20 protein-coding genes are annotated in these 20802 nt (G+C 47.2%); 11 read left to right on the forward strand and 9 right to left on the reverse strand.

What is annotated here, in order from left to right; genetic code table 11:
• Positions 1–4: 4 nt before the first annotated feature.
• Positions 5–3814, reverse strand: coding sequence for a bifunctional proline dehydrogenase/L-glutamate gamma-semialdehyde dehydrogenase PutA (putA, locus tag ACFO4O_RS10200; protein WP_382408015.1), 3810 nt, complete (start codon positions 3812–3814; stop codon positions 5–7).
• 406 nt (positions 3815–4220) lie between these two features.
• Between putA and ftsB the strand changes: the two genes are divergently transcribed.
• From ftsB to ACFO4O_RS10250, 10 genes are all read left to right on the forward strand, one after another.
• Positions 4221–4502 carry a cell division protein FtsB gene (gene ftsB, locus ACFO4O_RS10205; protein ID WP_382408017.1) on the forward strand — a complete coding sequence of 94 codons (282 nt, stop codon included), beginning with the start codon at positions 4221–4223 and terminating at the stop codon, positions 4500–4502.
• 5 nt (positions 4503–4507) lie between these two features.
• The gene (ispD, locus tag ACFO4O_RS10210; RefSeq protein ID WP_382408019.1) at positions 4508–5251 is read left to right on the forward strand and encodes a 2-C-methyl-D-erythritol 4-phosphate cytidylyltransferase; all 744 of its coding nucleotides are present in this window, start codon (positions 4508–4510) and stop codon (positions 5249–5251) included.
• The gene (gene ispF, locus ACFO4O_RS10215) at positions 5248–5727 is read left to right on the forward strand and encodes a 2-C-methyl-D-erythritol 2,4-cyclodiphosphate synthase (protein WP_382408021.1); all 480 of its coding nucleotides are present in this window, start codon (positions 5248–5250) and stop codon (positions 5725–5727) included. The genes ispD and ispF overlap by 4 nt, the downstream gene beginning before the upstream one ends.
• A complete protein-coding gene (truD, locus tag ACFO4O_RS10220) occupies positions 5724–6881 on the forward strand; it encodes a tRNA pseudouridine(13) synthase TruD (protein ID WP_382408023.1) in 1158 nt (385 codons plus the stop codon). The genes ispF and truD overlap by 4 nt, the downstream gene beginning before the upstream one ends.
• 51 nt (positions 6882–6932) lie before the next feature.
• Positions 6933–7679: a 5'/3'-nucleotidase SurE gene (gene surE / locus ACFO4O_RS10225; protein ID WP_382408025.1), complete on the forward strand. Its 747-nt coding sequence runs from the start codon at positions 6933–6935 to the stop codon at positions 7677–7679.
• A gap of 4 nt (positions 7680–7683) precedes the next feature.
• Positions 7684–8325 carry a protein-L-isoaspartate(D-aspartate) O-methyltransferase gene (locus tag ACFO4O_RS10230; protein ID WP_382408026.1) on the forward strand — a complete coding sequence of 214 codons (642 nt, stop codon included), beginning with the start codon at positions 7684–7686 and terminating at the stop codon, positions 8323–8325.
• Positions 8322–8900, forward strand: coding sequence for a YqaA family protein (locus tag ACFO4O_RS10235; RefSeq protein WP_382408028.1), 579 nt, complete (start codon positions 8322–8324; stop codon positions 8898–8900). Before ACFO4O_RS10230 ends, ACFO4O_RS10235 begins: the two co-directional genes overlap by 4 nt.
• 8 nt (positions 8901–8908) lie before the next feature.
• Positions 8909–9727: a peptidoglycan DD-metalloendopeptidase family protein gene (locus ACFO4O_RS10240; RefSeq protein ID WP_382408030.1), complete on the forward strand. Its 819-nt coding sequence runs from the start codon at positions 8909–8911 to the stop codon at positions 9725–9727.
• A gap of 62 nt (positions 9728–9789) precedes the next feature.
• On the forward strand, positions 9790–10764 hold the full coding sequence (gene rpoS, locus ACFO4O_RS10245; RefSeq protein ID WP_382408032.1) for an RNA polymerase sigma factor RpoS: 975 nt from the start codon (positions 9790–9792) through the stop codon (positions 10762–10764).
• An 81-nt stretch (positions 10765–10845) separates the two neighbouring features.
• Entirely contained in the window at positions 10846–11367 is a 522-nt protein-coding gene (locus ACFO4O_RS10250) for a hypothetical protein (RefSeq protein ID WP_382408034.1), read from the forward strand.
• On the opposite strand, the gene folA is transcribed toward ACFO4O_RS10250, so the two are convergent.
• The 7 genes from folA to rplU form a co-directional block, all read right to left on the reverse strand.
• Entirely contained in the window at positions 11337–11804 is a 468-nt protein-coding gene (folA, locus tag ACFO4O_RS10255) for a type 3 dihydrofolate reductase (RefSeq protein ID WP_382408317.1), read from the reverse strand. The genes ACFO4O_RS10250 and folA overlap by 31 nt on opposite strands.
• 25 nt (positions 11805–11829) lie before the next feature.
• Positions 11830–12321, reverse strand: coding sequence for a GNAT family N-acetyltransferase (locus ACFO4O_RS10260; RefSeq protein WP_382408035.1), 492 nt, complete (start codon positions 12319–12321; stop codon positions 11830–11832).
• 44 nt (positions 12322–12365) lie between these two features.
• Complete coding sequence (locus tag ACFO4O_RS10265) at positions 12366–15470, reverse strand: efflux RND transporter permease subunit (RefSeq protein ID WP_382408036.1); 3105 nt, start codon at positions 15468–15470, stop codon at positions 12366–12368.
• Positions 15470–16567, reverse strand: a complete 1098-nt coding sequence (locus tag ACFO4O_RS10270; protein WP_382408038.1) for an efflux RND transporter periplasmic adaptor subunit — start codon at positions 16565–16567, stop codon at positions 15470–15472. Before ACFO4O_RS10270 ends, ACFO4O_RS10265 begins: the two co-directional genes overlap by 1 nt.
• Before the next feature lie 215 nt (positions 16568–16782).
• Complete coding sequence (cgtA, locus tag ACFO4O_RS10275) at positions 16783–17946, reverse strand: Obg family GTPase CgtA (protein ID WP_382408040.1); 1164 nt, start codon at positions 17944–17946, stop codon at positions 16783–16785.
• Between the two features lie 451 nt (positions 17947–18397).
• The gene (gene rpmA, locus ACFO4O_RS10280; RefSeq protein ID WP_382408042.1) at positions 18398–18655 is read right to left on the reverse strand and encodes a 50S ribosomal protein L27; all 258 of its coding nucleotides are present in this window, start codon (positions 18653–18655) and stop codon (positions 18398–18400) included.
• 15 nt (positions 18656–18670) lie between these two features.
• Positions 18671–18982 (reverse strand): 50S ribosomal protein L21, encoded by a 312-nt coding sequence (gene rplU / locus ACFO4O_RS10285; RefSeq protein WP_382408319.1) that lies wholly within the window; start codon positions 18980–18982, stop codon positions 18671–18673.
• 246 nt (positions 18983–19228) lie between these two features.
• Between rplU and ispB the strand changes: the two genes are divergently transcribed.
• The gene (ispB, locus tag ACFO4O_RS10290; RefSeq protein WP_382408044.1) at positions 19229–20200 is read left to right on the forward strand and encodes an octaprenyl diphosphate synthase; all 972 of its coding nucleotides are present in this window, start codon (positions 19229–19231) and stop codon (positions 20198–20200) included.
• A 22-nt stretch (positions 20201–20222) separates the two neighbouring features.
• On the opposite strand, the gene ACFO4O_RS10295 is transcribed toward ispB, so the two are convergent.
• On the reverse strand, positions 20223–20699 hold the full coding sequence (locus ACFO4O_RS10295) for a MarR family winged helix-turn-helix transcriptional regulator (RefSeq protein ID WP_382408321.1): 477 nt from the start codon (positions 20697–20699) through the stop codon (positions 20223–20225).
• Positions 20700–20802: the final 103 nt, after the last annotated feature.

Below are 20802 nucleotides of genomic sequence, written 5' to 3' on the forward strand. Positions count from 1 at the left end.
TGTCTTAATCGTCGTCTTCTTCAAGGGTCATCAATGAGGTGTTACCGCCTGATGCCGTCGTATCAATAGAGACTGTTTTTTCAGTCATCAGTCGCTGTATCATATTATCGTTATATTCAGCGGTAATCATAGGCAAGATTGCACCTTCTCGCTGCGCTAATTCGCTGGCAATGTAGGCTGCTCTAGGTGTGCTACTGTCAATCACCACGCCATTTAAAGATTCATGCTTTAACAAAGCCTCTAGGTGTTTCAAGCGGGCAACCTGAAAAATATTATTTGGAGCGCCAGTGGTTTCCAACTTATTTTGAAAGGCCAGTGCTTCCTCATAAAAGAGCTCAGAGACCACCGAGATAACCGTATTGCCGGTGGCAAGTGCGGTCACTATCGATAGTACCCAATATTCAAAGGCCACTTCTTTATCCGCAAAGGTCACTAACACCCCGCGCGGCTCTAAGTAAAGCGTGTTTGACTCACCTGTAGGGCCAGGCAAAATCGTTGGTTTTTTCAAGCGTTTTTCAATCGTGATCAACTGCGCTCTCGCGGTTGCGAGAGTCTTGTTCAAATCGTCTGCAAGCTCGTCAACAATGTCCACTGTCGCAATTTTCGCAAGCAGTTGACGCACCCACGAAATACGCGAGGTCAGTGAGGTCAACCGCCATGTTTCGGCAACTTCGGTTGCCTTGGTCATTAACCTAGTTACCGCTTCGTAGTCTGCCTTATCGCTTGCCAGCGCCTTGTCGTCTGCAAATTCATTATTGACGGGTTCTGCATCTGGCGTCGCTTTTTCAACCATCAGTCGTGGTAGGTAGTTCGGTCCGCCTGCCTTTGGACCGGTGCCCGATAAGCCCCTGCCACCAAAAGGTTGCACGCCCACGATCGCACCAATCATATTACGGTTAATGTATACGTTACCCGCCTTTGATAACTTGGCCCATTCGTGAGCGCGTTCTTCTATGCGTGTATGTATACCCATAGTTAAGCCAAAGCCTGTGCTGTTGATTTGCTCGATGACTTCATTCACTTTTTTGCCTTTAAAGCGAACAACATGCACGCACGGACCAAATACCTCACGTTTAAGCACAGAAATATCGTCAATTTCATACAAACGAGGAGCAAAGTAGGTACCGTTCAGTGACTCGTCGAGCTTGCTCTGATACAACAGCTTCGCGCCTTTGTGCTCGGCCATGTAGTTGGCATGCTCTTGTAAAGAGCTGAGGGCTTTTTCGTCAATTACCGGGCCTATATCAGTGCCCAACCACTGCGGGTCGCCCACTTTCATCTCTTTAAGAGCGCCTATCAACATATCAATAAGATCATCGGCAATGTCTTCTTGCACAAACAACACCCGCAGGGCCGAACATCTTTGACCAGCACTCTGGAAACCTGAGGTAATAACATCATCTACCACTTGTTCAGGTAAGGCGGTGGAGTCAACAATCATACAGTTTTGTCCGCCTGTTTCTGCAATCAGCGGTACTTGACCCACGCCGCGTTCGGCTAGTTTTTGAGAAATGAGGGTGCCGGTTGCGGTAGAGCCTGTAAACATAACGCCTTGAACGCGCTCGTCTGGTAGCAACACTTCGCCTACGTCTGGTCCTTTGGCCAGTATTAATTGCACAACATCTTTAGGTAAACCCACCGAATGCATCAGCTCTAAGGCTCGCTTGGCGATTAAACTAGTTTGTTCAGCTGGTTTTGCCATTACCGTATTACCGGTCACAATGGCAGCCGCCACTTGGCCCAAAAAGATGGCTAACGGGAAATTCCACGGGCTAATACACAAAATGACACCCCGCGGTGCAAGCCTTTGGTCAGGGTCTAGCACCTCTGCACGGGCTGCATAGTATCGGCAAAAATCAACGGCTTCGCGCACCTCATCTATCCCGTCTTGCGCAATTTTACCTGCTTCTTTTATACAAAGACCAATGAGCTCATCCATATGCCGCTCAAGAATGTCGGCCGTTGCACGCAAAATTTCGGCGCGCTCTTGTACAGGCGTTTGTGACCAGCTTTCAAATGCACCGTGCGCGGCATTTAACTTGGCCTCAATCGCGACTTTGTCATCGTATTGATGATACCCAACCACTTCGTCATGATTGGCAGGATTTACTACAGCGACTAAAGCATCCTTATTTGGTGTTTGCTCGAGTTGCTGCATGTGCTGGCTAAACCACTTTTCTAAACTGAACTTTGTATTAATGACGTGGTTAATATCGTACAGATCGAGTCCTCTGGAATTGTTGCGCTCTTGTCCGTACAAATCGATGGGCATGCAAATTTGGTCGTTTTCACGGCGGCTCAAGCGCTGCGTATGCTCCACGGGGTCACCAAGTAATTCTTCAACTTCTTTTTCATCATCTACAATGGCATTTACAAATGATGAGTTAGCCCCGTTTTCCAGCAAACGTCTAACCAAATAGGCCAGCAGGTCTTCGTGCTCACCAACGGGCGCGTATACGCGGCATTGAATGTGGTCTTCTTCCACTATTTGGTCATACAAGGTGTCGCCCATACCGTGTAAACACTGAAACTCAAAGTTTTCTTTATCATCACCCGCCAATTCTAAAATGACCGACGCGGTATACGCATTGTGAGTCGCAAACTGAGGATAGATGGTATCTCGGTAGGCCAACAAACGATTAGCGCAGGCATGATACGACACGTCTGTTGACGACTTGCGGGTAAATACCGGGAAGTCTTCTACTCCCATCTGCTGCGTATGCTTAATTTCAGTATCCCAATACGCGCCTTTCACAAGCCGCACCATGATTACCTTGCCGACTCTTTGACTCAGCTCTCTTAACCACTCGATGACAAAAATTGCTCGTTTTTGATAGGCCTGCACCGCTAATCCAAAGCCGGCCCATCCTGCTAGGTCTGGGTCGCTGTAAACGCGTTCAATAATATCCAAGGATACTTCCAAGCGCTCAGACTCTTCGGCGTCAACCGTTAAACCTATGTCATATTCTTTAGCCATCAGGCAAAGCGCTTTTAACTTTTCACTGATCTCATCAACAATGGTTTCGTGCTTCAAAAAGTCAAAATGTGGATGAATAGCCGACAGTTTTACTGAAATACCGGGACTTTTTTTAGGGCCGCGGCCTTTTGCCGCCTTACCAATTATCTTTATAGCATGCACGTACGAGTCGTAATATCGCTGGGCGTCTTTGCCAGTGCGAGCACCCTCACCTAGCATGTCATAAGAGTATACGTAGCCCTTTTTCTCTTTTTCTTCAGCGCGCTCTACAGCGTCTTCTATGGTCTCGCCCATCACAAACTGCTTACCCATGACCTTCATAGCGATGTTCATGGCGCGTCGAATAACAGGCTCGCCTAACCGCCCCAGGGTCTTCTTCAGCAGGCCGAGCTGCTCTTGCTTGCGCTTGTCGGCATAGGTCACCATATTACCGGTAAACATTAAACCCCAAGCTGACGCGTTAACAAACAGCGAGTCGCTGTTGCCTAAATGCGGTGCCCACTTGCCTTGCGAGAGTTTATCTCGGATCAATTCGTCTTGCGTGGCTTTGTCAGGCACTCGCAGCAACGCTTCGGCTAAACACATCAGCACCACGCCCTCGGCGGTAGATAAGGAGTATTCATTGAGCAAGGCGTCCACACCGCCGTGTGCAGAATTTTCACGACGAATACGCAATACCATTGTGCGCGCACGCTCCCAAGCACGGCTGCGCGCACGCATGCTCACTTCCGCTTCTGGCAGGATATGATCAACAGCACGTCCCTCGCTAATTCGATAAAAGTCACGTATTTTCTGGCGAATAAGTGACTCGGTAGCAAGATTACTGCGTACTAACATAGAAGACCTCTTTGAAGTTAAAATCAGGATGTTTCAGCTTGAGTTGGATTGACATACTCCACGGCGTCACCCTATAAGGTATTGGGACAAATTGCCAGTATTGCAAGGTAAGTGAAATCACCGATACCGGTGCTATTGTAAACTAAACTGGTCGCGCATTTTAACGCGCTAAGGTCAAACAAACCAAGGAAATCCGTCTGCAAGTGCACGAAAAATTTTTAACGGCCAACATAGCTTAAGCGGCCTCTTACCTGTGCACTTAGGCCCACGGTAAAAATCTTAAAAAAGCGCTGAATTTGAGTATCGGCATGCCCGCCAAGGTATGCTAATATTGTGCAAAAGCTCGTGGTATTGGTTAATTTAAAGATAAATGTCTTAATTTAGAGATGCATGTCAGGACAGTCTTATGAAACATAAATGGATAGCGGTGGTTTTAATAGCACTTTTAGCTGCTCTGCAAATTCGCTTATGGTTTGGTAAAAACAGTATTTCCGACTATCGAAATATGCAGACTCAAATTTCTGCCCTCGAGAAACAAAACGCGAATTTACAGCAGCGAAATGCGCTTCTTAAAGCCGATATTAAAGACTTACAGCTTGGCATAGACTCCATGGAAGAGCGCGCACGAAATGAGCTTGGCCTGATAAAAGAAGGCGAAACTTTTTACCGAATCTTACCAAAAGAGTAGTTTATTTGACTTCGCCCCCATCCCTGTCGGTTGTTATCCCTGCTGCTGGCATTGGCACCCGCATGCAAAGCGAACTGCCAAAGCAATACCTTCGCGTAGCAGGAAAAACCATTCTAGAGCATACGCTTACGCATTTTTTAGCCCATCGGTGGATTGATACCGTGGTGGTGGCCCTGCACCCAGACGACAGGTATTTTGAGACGCTAGACATTGCTAACTCTGCAAAAATACATCGCATTGACGGCGGAAAAGAACGCGCAGACTCTGTACTAAACGCACTTAAATATATTGGCTCGTTACGCAAACACCACAACAGCGACTGGGTGTTGGTACACGACGCTGCGCGCCCTGGTTTATCGGCACAAGCACTAGCACGTTTGTTAGCAAGAGCCGGGCACGGCGATGGTGCAATTTTGGCCCTTGAAGTGGTCGATACGGTCAAGAAAATAGCGGGCAATGGTCCCTTTGAAAACACCAAGAGCATAATTGGTGAAACGCTCAACCGCAGCGCACTTATGCAAGCACAAACGCCGCAAATGTTTCATCGAGCATCCCTTGAACACGCGCTGGAAGATGCAATTAATAAAGGTATAAGCATCACCGATGAAGCCTCAGCCATGGAGCACGCAGGCAAAAATGTATGTTTGGTTGCTGGCGAGTCGCGCAACCTCAAGATTACACGCCCAGAAGATTTGGCACTCGCTGAATTTTATCTCACTCAACCATTATCAGCGACAGAGGCACTATGATCAGAATTGGACATGGCTACGACGTTCACAAATTTGGCTCAGACTCACCGTTAATACTCTGCGGCGAGCATATTGAATACGAGCACGGCCTAATTGCCCATTCAGATGGTGATGTCGCCCTTCACGCGCTGTGTGATGCCATGTTAGGCGCGCTCGCCCTTGGCGATATTGGTCAACACTTTCCTGACACCAGCGAGCAATATGCAGGGGCCGACTCTGTTGATTTGCTCAAACATGTGCACGCTTTGATAAAGCAGCACGCCTACGCACTGGTAAATGTAGATATCACGATTGCCGCCCAAGCGCCTAAATTAGCGCCACATATTTTAAACATGCGGCAAAACATCGCCAGCGCGCTTGATGCTGATTTATCGCAAGTAAGCGTTAAAGCAACCACCACAGAAAAGCTAGGTTTTGTTGGGCGAAAAGAGGGAATAGCCTGCGACGCGGTTGTCCTTTTGGAAAGCACTTCATGAGCGATACCTCCGATAATGTCGACTTACAAAACAATCCGCAAAATACGGCTACAAAAAATACTGCTACAAAAAATGCCGCTATCAATAGTGATGCTCCCATCGACAGCGCTCGATGGGTACGTTTGCATGGTGAGCCGCTTGCGACTGGGCGAATTAAGGTCTGCATTGATGATTTCATTGTGCAAGAGCGCTTGGGCTTTGCGCTCACGGGCGAGGGTGAGCATCATCTACTGTGGGTAGAAAAGCGCAACACAAATACTGCGTTTGTGGCCGAACAGCTCGCGAAATTTTCAGGCATTGCACTGAGAGACATTAGCTATGCCGGCAGAAAAGACAAGTTTGCGCGCACGCTGCAGTATTTCAGCGTTTATCAAGGTAATAATGAAGCGCCTGAATGGGACGCATTTGAACACCCTGACATTAATATCTTAAATGTCACTCGACACAATAAGAAACTTCGCACCGGCGCCCTAGCCGGCAATACCTTTACAATCAAAGTACGTGAGCTTAGCAACAGCATCGACCCAAACACACTAGATGAACGAATGCAGGCGATTAGTGCCAGTGGTGTTCCAAATTACTATGGTCAACAACGCTTTGGCGAGATGCACACAAAAGATAAAACCATATACAATGGAAATTTGCACTTGGGCATGCGTATGGCGCAAGGCGAGGCGATAAAAAATCGCAATAAACGGTCCATGGCAATCTCGGCTCTGCGCAGCTATTTGTTTAATCATATTGCCAGTGCGCGCATCGTTAACGAGCAGCATCAACAGGTAATGATGGGCGATGCGCTCCAGTTGGCAGGCTCAAACAGCTATTTTGTAGTGTCTGAACAAGATGATTTAGTTGCCCTACGCGAGCGCTTAGCAAAGCGTGATGTACTCACAACAGCGCCGCTTTTTGGTAGCGGTCGTTTAGCCACAAAAGCACAGGCCCTGCGCTTTGAGAAAGAAAGCCTCAAGCAAGATAATATGATTATGGATGCCCTGCGCTCTGTAGGGTTAAAGCAGGAAAGGCGCAACGTTATGCTGTATCCTTCTAAGTTGCAATGGTCACTCGAAGATGACGTACTGACCTTAAGTTTTGACCTACCCTCTGGTAGCTTTGCTACCTCGGTACTGCGCGAAATAATTGCATTAAAGGGCTAACGCAAGCGACTGGTTTGAGGCCACACACAAACATCACACTTCGGGAGAGGCATGCGAATATTATTAAGTAACGACGACGGCGTGTTTGCAGCAGGACTAGCCTGCATTCATAAGCATTTATCAGAGCATTTTGATGTTACCGTAATTGCACCTGACAGAAACTGCTCAGGCATGAGCAATGCTCTCTCGTTACACCAGCCTTTGCGCATTCAAAAGGCCGAAAATGGGTTTTATTCTGTCAACGGCACACCTTCTGACTGTGTTCAGTTAGGTGTAAACAGTGGCTTGTTTGAGGAGCCCGACCTAGTGGTGTCAGGTATTAACCATGGGCCTAATCTAGGTGATGATACAGTGTATTCTGGCACCGTAGCGGCAGCCCTAGAAGGCAGACATCTAGGGCATCCAGCCATTGCCGTGTCGTTATGCGCCAAGCACGACCAGTATTTTGATACCGCTGCTGCGCTGACGCTAGATATTATCAAAAAGCTTGCCGACCACCCCCTAGATATTAAGCAAATCTTGAACATTAATGTTCCTAACCTGCCACTTGAAGACATTAAGGGTATTAGAGCAACCCGCTGCGGAAAGCGTCATCGTGCTGAAACAATGGTGCAAGATACTGACCCCTTTGGAAACCAAATTTTTTGGTATGGCCGATTAGGAGAGGAAGATGACTCTGGTCCAGGTACTGATTTTGATGCTGTGCGCTCGGGATATTGCTCGGTAAGCCCTCTCTCAACCGACATGACGGTTCACGAACAAATAAGCAATATATCTCAATGGCTGCAAGAACCTTAATACAATGAACATAAAATCCACTCGTAAAGGCACACAATTGGCCGCTTTGCTGGCAAAAGAGGGCATCAAAAATACGCGCGTGCTAGACGTAATTGCGTCAACGCCGCGGGAGTTATTTGTGTCAGATGCCCTGCGTCATAAAGCCTATGAAAACACCGCGCTTCCGATCGGTCAGGGCCAAACTATTTCGCAGCCCTATACCGTTGCCAAAATGACCGAACTTTTATTAGAACAAGATATCCAACCCAACACGATATTGGAAATTGGCACTGGCTCTGGCTATCAAACCGCGATCTTAGCGCAGCTGTTTAAATCGGTATTTAGTGTGGAGCGCATCAAGGCCTTGCAGTTCCAAGCAAAACGCCGGATGAATCAACTCGACTTACACAATGTAAAAATGAAGCATGGTGATGGCTGGCAAGGTTGGCAGAGCAAGGCTCCCTTCGACGCAATCATCGTCACGGCAGCGGCGGCGAATCTACCTGAATCGTTGCCCTTGCAGCTTAGTAAACATGGACGTCTAGTAGTGCCAGTCGGTGAAAAAACGCAGGCACTTAAGTGTATCGACAATAAACAAGGAGAGTGGGTGCAAACCGCGATTGAAAATGTAAAGTTTGTGCCACTCATTGCAGGGGCGCTTTCTTGAAGATATTTACCACTTTATATGAGCTCACCCTACAGTGGTCAAAGCATCGGCATGCTGAAAAGTACTTAGCTGGCTTGAGCTGTGCAGAGAGCACCTTCTTTCCTATTCCGCCAGATGTAATGCTAGCGCCAATGGTTTTGAGCCAAACTGATAAAGCATGGCGTTTGGCGCTGATTACCACAGTGGCAAGTGTGGTGGGCGGCGTATTTGGCTATTTACTTGGTTATTTCGCATTTGAGTCTTGGCTATCTCCGTTGATAGTTGATTTAGGTTACGCACAAAAACTGGCGCTTGCTGAATCATGGTTTGCCCAATACGGTGTGTGGGTCGTTTTTATTGCTGGCTTTTCGCCCATTCCCTATAAAATATTTACAGTTAGTGCCGGCGCGCTTAGCATGGCGTTTTTTCCCTTTTTGATCGCTTCGGCAGTGGGCAGAGGTTTGCGCTTTTATTTAGTGGCCGCCTTTATGAAATACGGCGGGCCACCAATGGAGGCCAAGCTAAAAGACTACATAGAATATTTGGGCTGGGCTGTAGTGGTGCTAGGCATCGTTGCATATTTGCTCATGCGTTAGGACAAATCATGAAACGGCTCACATTGGTTTTGCTTCTCATCACTGCCCTTTTTGGCGCTGCATGTAGCAGCCGATTTGAACCAGCACCCGTTGAAACCCTATCGACCCGAATAGCCTCAACCAACAACCTAACCGAAATATCTGGCGATACCTATACTGTGCAGGCGGGCGATACTCTATTTGCTATCGCGTTTTACAGCGGAAACACTTATCGCGACCTAGCGAAGATTAACAATATCCCAGCGCCATACAACATTCAGGTAGGCCAAACGCTGCGCCTTACCCCTGCACCACCGAAGAATATTGCGAACAAAAACATTAACGTAGCAAAAAGTGCACAAAAATCAACCAAAGTAGTAGTTGACCCTCCATCAGCACAGGCGTATGGTGGCAATAAGCAAGCTAAAGCTCGAAAAAAGCAGACTAAAAGACCCGCTAATTCGATAAAAGCTGATAAAATACCTTGGATATGGCCAGCCACAGGCGAAAACAAAATCGCGACAGTGGGTAGCGATGGCAGTAATCGCGGTTTAGATATCAAAGGGCGTTTAGGCAGTGAAATAGTGGCGTCTGCGAGCGGCAAAGTAGTGTATGCCGGCAATGCTTTAAAGGGCTATGGGAACCTGATCATCATTAAACATGATGACGAATATCTCAGCGCGTATGCGCACAATGATAAGATATTAGTAGGTGAACAAACGTATGTCGAGCAGGGACAAAAAATCGCAACTATGGGCCAGTCTGGTGCCAGTGAAGTCATGTTGCATTTTGAAATTCGTAAAAAAGGCAAATCGCGCGACCCATTTCTTTATCTTCCCAAAGAATAGCAGCACCCTAAGGGTAACGATGAACATTTTCATTGCCCCTTTCACCAAGCGGAGACGCGATTATGGTCACTCAAAACAATGACACAAAAAATGACGGTCCTGAGATTGAAGGACTCGAATTTGACAATATCGACGATTCAGAACAAGACACTCCCGATGAAAAACTGAGTGATGTAAAAGCTGAGCAAGTCACGCTCAAACAGCTTGATGCTACACAAATGTATTTGAACGAAATTGGTTTTTCGCCGCTGCTTAGCGCCCAAGAAGAAGTGAAATTTGCACGCGAAGCCATTGCCGGTAATGAGGCATCTCGCGAACGCATGATTGTGAGTAACCTTCGTTTGGTCGTCAAAATCGCTCGACGTTATAACAACCGCGGCTTAGCGCTACTCGACTTAATTGAGGAGGGCAACCTAGGGCTTATTCGAGCCGTTGAAAAATTTGACCCAGAGCGAGGTTTTAGATTTTCTACTTATGCAACTTGGTGGATACGCCAAACCATAGAACGCGCATTGATGAATCAAACCCGCACTATTCGCCTGCCTATTCATATTGTTAAAGAGCTTAATCTTTATTTACGCACAGCACGCAAACTGTCTCAAGAGCTCGATCATGAACCAACACCCGAAGAGATTGCTCAAGTAACGGGTGAGCCAGTCGCTAGCGTTCGAAAAATGTTAAAGCTGAACGAGCGTATAAGCTCTGTAGACACACCAATTGGTGGCGACGGCGACAAAGCCCTGCTCGACATGATAGCCGATGAAAATGACACTGGGCCTGAAAGTCAGCTACAAAATAATAATATTCAAAACAGCATTGTTCAGTGGTTAGATGTACTTAACACTAAGCAAAAAGAGGTGCTGTCGCGCCGCTTTGGTCTACTCGGCCACGAAGCGGCGACCTTGGAAGAGGTAGGTCTTGAAATTGGCTTAACGCGCGAGCGGGTGAGACAAATTCAGGTAGAGGCCTTAAAAAGATTGAAAGAAGTTCTCAAACATGAAGGTCTTAGTATAGAGTCGTTGTTCGGGGTTGAATAAAGCTTAATTAAACCTTTTAATAAACCTTGAATAACGCCAGACCAAAGCTCCGCTTACCTTGCTGCTATATTTGAGGATACCATGGCCCTATTACGCTTAGTTATATCTGGACTGTTGGCCTTCTGTTTTTATGCAGCCTGGGCGTATTTCGCTAACAGTTTAGTCACAAACGACACCCAAATACTATTTAAAGCAGCCTTAGTACAGGGTAGCTACAGCGGCGCGATTACCCTCTTTTTTACCTTTTTACTTGAATACTTTCACGCCAAGCACGGACATGCTAGCTTTTGCTTGAGTTTTGTTATGCCCAGATGGTCAAGCCATACAAAAGCCAAACCTTGCAAAACACTGCTTATTTTTGATGACGCATTAGAACGGGTTAAACACCAGTGCGCCGGCAACTGCATAGCGGGTATGTTAGTGGTTCCTTTACCCGCTCTGCTTATTCAAACTGTGCTGGTGATTACGATTAACGTGGCTTTTTCAACCCCTAATTTGTGGCTCACCGTAGCACCCTCAATTATTTTCAGCGCCTTATACGGCTATAGCTACAGCATCACCCTAACCAAACGTCAGCAGCGTGCTAGCGTCACAAATGCGTAAGGGTACTTGTTTTTATCATCTGCCTCATGCGCTTCTCGCTGCAATTCCTGCCACGTAGCCATCGTTTCCCATTCAGGGAACTGCGTATCGCCCTCAAGTTCTGCGTCTATAAAAGTAAGATATAAATGGGTCGCTTGCGGCAAAAAGGCTTGATAGATGGTGCCACCGCCAATGATCATAACATCGTCTGATGTCTTTTGAGCCACCGCTATAGCGTCCTCGCAGCTTGGCACCACGCAGGCATCGTTCAATTGATAGCTGTCCTTTCGACTGATCACAATATTCTGTCGCCCGGGCAGAGCTTTGCCAATAGATTCATAGGTCTTGCGTCCCATAATCACAGGTTTACCGAGGGTGGTAGATTTAAAATGCTTTAAATCTGCGGGCAAATGCCAAGGCATTTGATTGTCTTTTCCAATAATTCGATTCTTTGCCATCGCGGCAATTAATGAAATTTTCACCTTACAAATATTCCTTAAAATTGGGAGACACTGCTTGCATATCAATATGGGCGATGCCGTCTTCTAAGTACGGCTGCCCTTGCTCAACAAACCCAAATGAACGGTATAAATCAACTAAATGACTCTGCGCGCCAATTGTAATGCTTTGTCCGGGCCACAATAACGCGATATGTTTAAGACTGTGGGCAATCACTTTTTTGCCGAGTGACTTTCCCCTATGGGCTTGCGCCACAAGCACTCGTCCCATGCTCACATCGTCGTAGCTTAGGCCCTTAGGCAGCAAGCGCGCATAGGCCATCAGCTCACTACTGCTTGATTCAATCAACAAATGATGCACGCCATGCTGAATATCTTTATTATCAATGTCCTGATAGATGCAGGTTTGTTCTACCACAAACACTTCACTTCGCAGTCTTAGCATTTGATAAACATGCGCACTAGATAGAGCTTCAAAAGGCTTGCACAATATATTCATGTCGATTACCTGTACCATAAAAAGCCTAGCGCCACATGATGCCCTAGGCCTGTGCAGGGAGTCTATAGCTGTTTTTCAGCGGCCTCAAGTTCGGTGTTTAGGCGATTCGCTTCGTCTGCCCGCGGCTTTGAGAACCTAGCCAAGGCATAATATAACACCGGCGTTAGGAATAAGGTGAACACTACCGCCAGACCTAAACCTCCAAACACGACCCAGCCTATGGCATTACGTGCCTCAGCCCCCGCACCGGTGGACAAAATAAGCGGCAAGCCGCCTAAAATAGTCGACACCAATGTCATCATGATGGGGCGAAGCCTCACCTTACCTGCCTCAATGATCGATTCGGCGATATCCATTCCGCTGTCGCGGAGCTGATTTGCAAATTCAACCAATAAAATCGAGTTTTTAGCAAGTAGGCCTATGAGCATGACTAAGCCAATTTGCGAGTATATATTAACCGATGTACCCGTTAAAAAGAGCGCATAAATCGCGGCTGCAATACCAAATGGTACAGTAAGCATTACCACCAGTGCACTGTTGAAGCTTTCAAATTGCGCAGCAAGTACCAACAACACAATCAAGAACGCGAGCACATAAGTCAACATAACCTGTTGATTGGTTTCTTGGAAGGTCTGCGCCTCACCCAAAAATACAATGCCTATTCCGGCGGGCAGTGTCTCGTTTGCCAAATCTCGAATTGCCGTCACGGCCTGTTCAATGGTAACGCTTTCTGGCAATTCCATCTCAAGCTCAATTGCACGTCTTTGGGCGTGACGCTCCAACTCTGCGGCAACACCTTCCTCTGTAACATAGGCAACGCTCGATAGGGGCACAAGATTATTGTTGCTGGAGCTCACGTACAAATTCAAAATGTTGGCAGGGTCTAGAGAATTTCGGCTATTCGCCTGCAGAATGATAGGAACGGCTTGGTCGCCAACGTTCAAGTCAACAATATCATCCCCATTTATTGCAGCTCGCAAGGTACGCGACACGTCAGCAAAGGCAACACCGAGCTCTTCGGCTCTGCGCCTGTCGATGTTGACCCGCAGTTGAGGTTGAGTAGGTTGATACGACACCTCTACTCGGCCCATTTCTGGCATCGTATCTTCAATACGCTTTGAAAACTCAAGTGCCGCCTCATAAATATTTTGGTAGGTGTCTCCGGTTAAAGCCATTTCAAAGCCGCCACCAAAACCACGAAGGTTAAGGCTATTGCCTCCGAATGCTCGCCCCGGCGCTCCTGCAACTTGAGACAGCATTGGCCGAAGTTCGGATATAATCTCTTGCTGTGAACGCTCACGCTCATCCCAATTAACGAGAGGGACCGTAATGAAAAGAATATTCGGGTCCCAGCGCCCTACCACGGTATAAATAGAGTCAATTTCACCTTGGTCTATATTTGGCAGCAAGAGCTCTTCAGTTTTTAACGCCTGGCGGTCCATAAAATTGATACCGGTGCCGTCAGGGCCTCGCGCAAAAATTCGAACAACACCGCGGTCTTCCGATGGCAGTAACTCGTTTTCTAGCTCGGCAAATACATAATATGCGCCGCCGCCAATGAGTAAGCATATTGCAACCACCACATACGAATACGACAACATAAGTTTAAGTGAGCGAGCATATCCATTAACACATTTTGTGCCTAACCTAGCCAACAGTCCGGGCGCTTTTTGCTTGCTCATATCAATGGCAGGAATTTTTGCAGTCAGTGCTGGCACGAGTGACAATGCGACAAAAGAGGAAATAATCACGCTGCCTGCCAGTATGCCGCCAAACTCTCGGAACAAGCGCCCAGCGGTAGAGGGCAAAAACGCGATGGGTACAAATACAGCGACCAGCACAGCGGTGGTGGCTACAACGGCAAAAAAGACCTCGCGAGTGCCGAGAACCGCCGCGGCTCTAGCCCCCATGCCTTGCGCCCTGCGCCGCTGAATGTTTTCCGACACAACAATAGCGTCATCTACAATTAGGCCTGTTGCTAGCACCAGCGCAAGTAAAGTCAATATATTAATTGAAAACCCAAAGGCCCACAAAAGCGCCAATGAACCAATGAGCGAGACGGGAATTGCCAGAGCAGGTATCAGTGTCGCTCTAAATTTACCAATAAAAATCCACAGTGTGGCAATCACTAATATAATGGTAAACAGCAAAGACTGCAGCACCTCATCAACCGAATCTCTAATAAACTCAGCATCATCTGAGGTTACGGTAAGCTCTAAGTCAGGAAAACGCGTTTTCAGATTCTCCACCATCGCGAGCACTTCATCTGAAATTTCAATGGTGTTGGAGCGGGCTTGGCGAATAACCCCAAGTCCGATAACCGGCGTGCCGTCTAACCGCACAATGCTGCGTAAATCTGCCGGACCAAAGTACACATTAGCAACGTCGCCAATTTTGATATCGCCGGCAACAACAATGTCGCGCACATCTTGTTCCGACACCGATGTGGCATCAGCGCGCACAATGAGCTGTTGATCAGATGAGCGGATACTGCCCGCAGGCACATCAAACGGAGCGGTGCTCAATGCGTTTGCAACATCTGATATCGATAGCTGGAAACTGGTTAATCTGAGGTTATCAACACTTACTCTCAAAACGCGCTGACGGTCTCCATCGAGACGAACATCTGCCACACCCGGCACGTTTAGAAATAGCGGTGCAAGGTCGGTTTCGACAATATCGGTGAGCGTCTCTAAATCGTATCTGGGGCTCGAAACGGCTACATTTACCACAGCTTGGGCGTCGTTGTCGGCTTTTACAATCGAAACTTGTTCCACTTCATCAGGCAAACGCCGTTCAATTCGAGCAACCGATTCTCGCGTTTCGTTTGCGGCATCTTCAATATTAACGCCGGGTCTAAATTCCACGCGAATGCGACTGCTGCCCTCTTCACTTGACGCGCGGATGGACTTTACACCGCTCACTCTGGCCACAGCACCTTCCAAGCGACTTGTTACCTCAGAATCAACGGTTTCAGGGGCCGCGCCGGGGTAGCTAGCACTTACGGTAATAATGGGGCGATCAACATCTGGGAGTTCACGTACCTCCAAACCATAAATAGCGGCAATACCTGCCACTACTATCAATAAGTTAAGCACCAGTATCAACACTGGACGGCGAATCGACATTGAAGGTAAATCGTCTTTGAAAAGGCTATTTTTAAACATTAGCTTGCAACCTCTTGCTTAGCAGGTTTTTTACTTAGCTGACTGCCTGATGTACCCAGCACATCTTCATTTTGGATATTGAGCGCTTGCCCATCACGCAGGCCTTGTATGCCTTCAATTATTAAAGGTTCGCCATCTCTCAAGTCGCCCGATACCAAAATACGGCCACGCAGTCTTTGCTTTACCTGCACCTCAATTCGTTTCGCTTTGGTATCTTCAGCGAGCCAAACAAAAGCACCTGTAGCGCCCCACGACAGCGCCGCCTCTGGAATCGCAACATAGCGCTCTCCTTGGATACTGAGCGATACTCTAAAGCTCATACCCGGACGATATTGGTCGCTGTTGTTATCTAATAAGGCTCTTGCTCTTATGGTTCTGTCTTGGGTGTTTACACGTGAATCGACCTCACCAATTTTTGCCTTTAGCGCAATACTGCGGTCGGTCCATGGCTCAAGCTGAACATCGGGTTTGTTCATCAAGTAAGTCACTGCAAGTTCTGGCGCAACAAAATTCACAAACAGCTCTTTACGATCATCAAGGGTGGTGATTTCTGTTTGGGGGCCAATACGGTCGCCCACTTCTACATCAGTAAATCCAACAACCCCATCGAAGGGCGCACGTACTAATCTGTCTTCTTTGTTCTCTTTTGCTTCTTGTAAATTTACGCGTGCCAAGCGTACTGCGGTCTCTGCATCATCGAGCTCACGCTCCGTTACGGCGCCTCTGGCCACACTGAGCTTCACTCGCTTAAGATTACGCTGTGCATCCTCAAGCTGAATCTGCGCACGCTCAATAGCAACGTCTTGTAAGCGGCTATCGAGCGCAACCAATATATCGCCTTGCGATACGGCTTGACCGGGCACAAAGTTAACTTCGGTAACTTCATCGGTCACGCTAGGAAATAAAGTCACCGAGCGCTTCGCTTGAGCAGTTCCTACGGCTTCGATTAACGATGTCTCATACTCAAAGCTCAATGGCTCCACTACAACAAGCTTTGGTCTATCACCGCCGCGAAACTGTGCGTTTGATGCCGCACTGATGCCGAGCAATATGATGGCGGCGACAAGCAACACGCTGTTTTTAATTATTATTTGCATAAGAGGCTATGACCTTGATTCTTCTGCGTAGGGCGCAGCAAAATAGTTGAATAAACACGTATCTCTTAAACTAAAAAAGGCGTCATATTGATCACTTTTTAAGACCAACATGACACCTTTTTAATGAAGCAAGTTCGGCCGCTCAGGCCATTTGCTTTGCGCAAAAAAGCCATCTTCTTGAAGGCAGAGACGGCGTTTTTCGACTTAGTCGTTTTCTATTCGTTAGTATAAATGACGTTAGGGTGATCATCATCCTCATCGTCATCGTCGTCTAGCTCGTCGTCAAGCTCGCTAGCCTGCTGATATTTTGGCTTGGCCGTTTCCCATTGAAAAGCAGTATCGTCATGTGTTTCATTGTCTAACTCTTCTGGCGCCATGTTCTCAATATAATCCATGAGGTCTTGGCATATTTCCATCACGCCCATTTTTTGAAAAGCCGATATTTGATAATAATCGTCTTCCCAGCCCATTTGTTCAGCAATGTCACTACAAATCTTGTCGGCTTCTTCTTCCAACATCAAATCGACTTTGTTAAACACCAGCCATCGTGGCTTGGCTGCCAATTTAGGGTTATAGGTTTCTAACTCATTAATAATGGTAAGCGCATTTTCGACGGGGTCTGAACCATCACTTGGCATCACATCTACTAAATGTAGCAAAACACGGCAGCGCTCAAGGTGTTTCAAAAATTGAATGCCAAGACCTGCGCCATCAGACGCACCTTCAATCAAACCGGGCACGTCGGCGATAACAAAGCTAGCTTGAGAGTCTAGACGCACCACGCCTAAATTGGGCACCAAAGTGGTAAATGGATAATCGGCCACTTTAGGTTTAGCAGCAGACACCGAGCGAATAAACGTAGATTTACCTGCATTAGGTAGACCGAGCAAGCCTACATCTGCTAGCAGCATTAACTCTAGCATGAGGGTTCGAATCTCGCCTGGCGTACCATTACTTTTTTGACGAGGCGCGCGGTTAGTACTGCTCTTAAAACGTGCATTCCCAAGGCCATGAAAGCCACCTTGGGCCACTTTTAACTGTTGACCATGCTTAGTTAGGTCGCCCAGCACTTCAAGGGTTTCTTTGTCGGTAGCGCGCGTACCTACGGGGACTTTGAGAATTAAATCTTCACCTTTATGTCCTGTGCAGTCGCTTCCTTTGCCGTTTTGACCGCGCTCAGCGCGATGAAATCGTTCAAATCGATAGTCAATAAGGGTATTGAGGTTTTCATCTGCTTGAAGATATACGCTCCCGCCGTCACCGCCGTCACCGCCGTCTGGTCCGCCTCGTGGAATGTATTTTTCACGACGAAAGCCGACCACGCCATTGCCGCCGTCGCCTGCTTCTACTCGTATTTCTGCTTCATCTACAAATTTCATTTTACCACTCGATTTTATTGCTTCTCATTGATTTCTGCGTAGGCACCAATATAGGGGAGTACTTAGTATAGCAAAGACGCTGTTCGCCATCCTGGCCGCTCAACACAGGCCATCCATGGCCTGTGATGCTTTACTATACTAAGTACTCCCCTATATCAGCGCTTTCTATACTTTGTATTGCCTATTAGCAATACTCAAGCGGTATCGATACCCATGCAAGTTATACAGTAATTTTGTCACTACTCTATGCGAACCAAATGAGTTTTACTTGATGCCTAATGCATAGTAGAAGGGGGCGTTCACAAAGTCTCCAAAACCAAGGATGGTTTTGGTGAAGCGGCCATGGATGGCGCAAAGCGTCTTTGTGAACGCCCCCTTCTGCTGTGCATACCGATGCAAAGCGACAAAAAACCCCGCATTAAGCGGGGTTTTTCAAAAGCTCGCTTGATGCTTACTCAGCAACAATGCTTACGTATTTACGGTTTTTAGGGCCTTTGGTTTCAAACTGCACTTTACCGTCTGCTAATGCAAACAAAGTGTGGTCTTTACCGATACCCATGTTGTCACCGGCGTGGAACTTAGTGCCGCGCTGACGAACAATAATGTTGCCTGCCAATACTTCTTGACCGCCGAAACGCTTAACACCTAGGCGTTTAGAGATTGAATCGCGACCGTTTTTAGTACTACCACCAGCCTTTTTATGTGCCATGTGTTCGTCTCCTACTTAAGCTTGAATACCAGTGATTTTCACTTCAGTGAACCACTGACGATGTCCCATCTGTGAGCGTGAATGCTTACGACGACGGAACTTCACAATTTTAATTTTTTCACCACGGCCATGCGTAACCACTTCTGCTGTTACCTTGCCGCCACTAACATAGGGCGTGCCGATTTTAATATCGTCACCATTACTTACCATCAAGATGTTATCGAACTCAACCGCTTCACCCGGCGCCATTTCGATCTTTTCAAGACGAACGGTTTGGCCTTCGGCCACACGGTGTTGTTTACCACCACTTTGGAAAACCGCGTACATAATTCTCTCCGCTCTGCGCACATAGGCGCTCAATTCAAAAAACAGGGCGCGAATTGTACGTAAACTTGGTCCAAGTGACAAGCCTTATCTACCGATAAATCACGATTAATTTGAATATTAATTGTTCAGTGCCTTAAAATACCATAAAACGCCTCTCATCACGCTTATTACTAGCCGAATACTTTGATAAGTGTCACAATATTGCTCAATTATTTAGACAGTTACATCATCACAAACGGGTGAGGTTTGGATTTAGACAACATACGCAAGCTTTCTGACAGCGACATGAAAGCGGTTAATCGCCTGATACAGCAACAGGTAAGTTCAGATGTTGCACTTATCGACCAGCTAGGATTTTATATTGTCAACAGTGGCGGAAAACGTTTGCGCCCGTTGTTAACCGTGCTGGCAGCCCGTGCGCTCAATATACAGTCAGATGACCATCACACGCTTGCGGCCATTATTGAATTTATACACACGGCCACCTTATTGCACGACGATGTTGTGGATGAGTCGACGATGCGCCGAGGACGTGAGACTGCCAATGAGCTCTTTGGCAATCAGGCAAGCGTCTTAGTGGGAGATTTTCTTTATTCTCGCGCCTTTCAAATGATGGTAGATTTAAAGCGCATGCGCGTTATGGAAATCTTGTCAGACGCAACTAATCGGATTGCTCAAGGCGAAGTTATGCAGTTGATGAATTGCAATGACCCTAACACCACCGAAGCCAAATACCTTGACGTAATTTACAGCAAAACCGCTCGCTTATTTGAGGCTGCCACGCAGCTTTCTGCCGTGCTTACCGACCAACGTCAAGACGTTGAAATAGCCATGCAGCACTATGGTAAGCACTTGGGCACCGCGTTTCAGCTTGTGGACGATGTCCTTGACTACACTGCAAAAAGCGAACAGATGGGCAAGCAAGCGGGCGATGACTTAGCTGAAGGAAAACCAACGTTGCCGCTATTGCATGCGATGTGGAACAGTAACGGCGAAGATGCCGCTCTGATTAAAAGCGCCATCGAAAACGCAGACGGTATGGCGCACTTTGAGCGTATTTTAGCTGTGATGGAAAGCAGTGGGTCGATTGCTTACACACGTGACTTGGCGCAGGCCGAGGCTAACAAAGCAAAACAGGCAATCAGCATCTTACCCGAGTCACATTATAAGGCTGCGCTAATAGGTTTAGCCGATATCGCCATTAATCGAGACAGCTAAACGCCGTAAAACAGCTAAGGACCTAGGCTTTTTCTGAGATATTTCCAACCTCAAGTACTGGTGAGGCGTCTAAGTTTTCAGCATCCATCATGCTGGCAATGCGCTGCATTGTTGCAACCATCTGACTTTGCTCCCACTCTTGTAGACGACTAAAGCGGTTAATAAAATGCTCTTGTAGGGGCAAAGGGGCGCGAGAGAGAATTTCTTCGCCTTCTTTGGTTAAAAATACGCCGACCTTTCTTTTGTCTGACGTGCTTCTTACGCGCTCTACGTGGGCTTTGCCCTCCAACCGGTCGAGTATACTGGTCACCGTTGCAGGGCTCAGATTAATGTTTTCGGCAATTTGCCTGACCATAATACCGGGTGTTTTAGCGATATTTTGCATGACTAAGAGTTGCGGCCCAGTCAGGCCCGCTTCTTTGTTTAATTGCCTAGAGCGTAAATCTATGGCTCTAATCACGCGTCTAAGCGCAATTAGGAGCTCTTCGTCTTTTTGCATATGTTGCTCCATAGTGTAAGACTCAAGCGCTGCATATTCGTTTATGATACTAAACAACTACGCAAGGCTCATTATCCTGACCCTTGCTGTAAATAAGCATTAG

This window comes from Glaciecola siphonariae, from assembly GCF_042652645.1.
Classification (GTDB): Bacteria; Pseudomonadota; Gammaproteobacteria; order Enterobacterales; family Alteromonadaceae; genus Glaciecola; species Glaciecola siphonariae.

Bases quoted from the DNA above. Each gene is read 5' to 3' on its own strand.
- rplU (WP_382408319.1), bottom strand. From the start codon at position 18,982: ATGTACGCGGTTTTCCAAAGTGGTGGTAAACAACACCGTGTGGCCGAA.
- ACFO4O_RS10230 (WP_382408026.1), top strand. From the start codon at position 7,684: ATGAACATAAAATCCACTCGTAAAGGCACACAATTGGCCGCTTTGCTG.
- ACFO4O_RS10240 (WP_382408030.1), top strand. From the start codon at position 8,909: ATGAAACGGCTCACATTGGTTTTGCTTCTCATCACTGCCCTTTTTGGC.
- ftsB (WP_382408017.1), top strand. From the start codon at position 4,221: ATGAAACATAAATGGATAGCGGTGGTTTTAATAGCACTTTTAGCTGCT.
- ACFO4O_RS10270 (WP_382408038.1), bottom strand. From the start codon at position 16,567: ATGCAAATAATAATTAAAAACAGCGTGTTGCTTGTCGCCGCCATCATA.
- ACFO4O_RS10295 (WP_382408321.1), bottom strand. From the start codon at position 20,699: ATGCAAAAAGACGAAGAGCTCCTAATTGCGCTTAGACGCGTGATTAGA.
- ispF (WP_382408021.1), top strand. From the start codon at position 5,248: ATGATCAGAATTGGACATGGCTACGACGTTCACAAATTTGGCTCAGAC.
- cgtA (WP_382408040.1), bottom strand. From the start codon at position 17,946: ATGAAATTTGTAGATGAAGCAGAAATACGAGTAGAAGCAGGCGACGGC.
- ACFO4O_RS10260 (WP_382408035.1), bottom strand. From the start codon at position 12,321: ATGGTACAGGTAATCGACATGAATATATTGTGCAAGCCTTTTGAAGCT.
- rpoS (WP_382408032.1), top strand. From the start codon at position 9,790: ATGGTCACTCAAAACAATGACACAAAAAATGACGGTCCTGAGATTGAA.
- surE (WP_382408025.1), top strand. From the start codon at position 6,933: ATGCGAATATTATTAAGTAACGACGACGGCGTGTTTGCAGCAGGACTA.
- ACFO4O_RS10265 (WP_382408036.1), bottom strand. From the start codon at position 15,470: ATGTTTAAAAATAGCCTTTTCAAAGACGATTTACCTTCAATGTCGATT.
- folA (WP_382408317.1), bottom strand. From the start codon at position 11,804: ATGGCAAAGAATCGAATTATTGGAAAAGACAATCAAATGCCTTGGCAT.
- truD (WP_382408023.1), top strand. From the start codon at position 5,724: ATGAGCGATACCTCCGATAATGTCGACTTACAAAACAATCCGCAAAAT.
- putA (WP_382408015.1), bottom strand. From the start codon at position 3,814: ATGTTAGTACGCAGTAATCTTGCTACCGAGTCACTTATTCGCCAGAAA.
- rpmA (WP_382408042.1), bottom strand. From the start codon at position 18,655: ATGGCACATAAAAAGGCTGGTGGTAGTACTAAAAACGGTCGCGATTCA.
- ACFO4O_RS10250 (WP_382408034.1), top strand. From the start codon at position 10,846: ATGGCCCTATTACGCTTAGTTATATCTGGACTGTTGGCCTTCTGTTTT.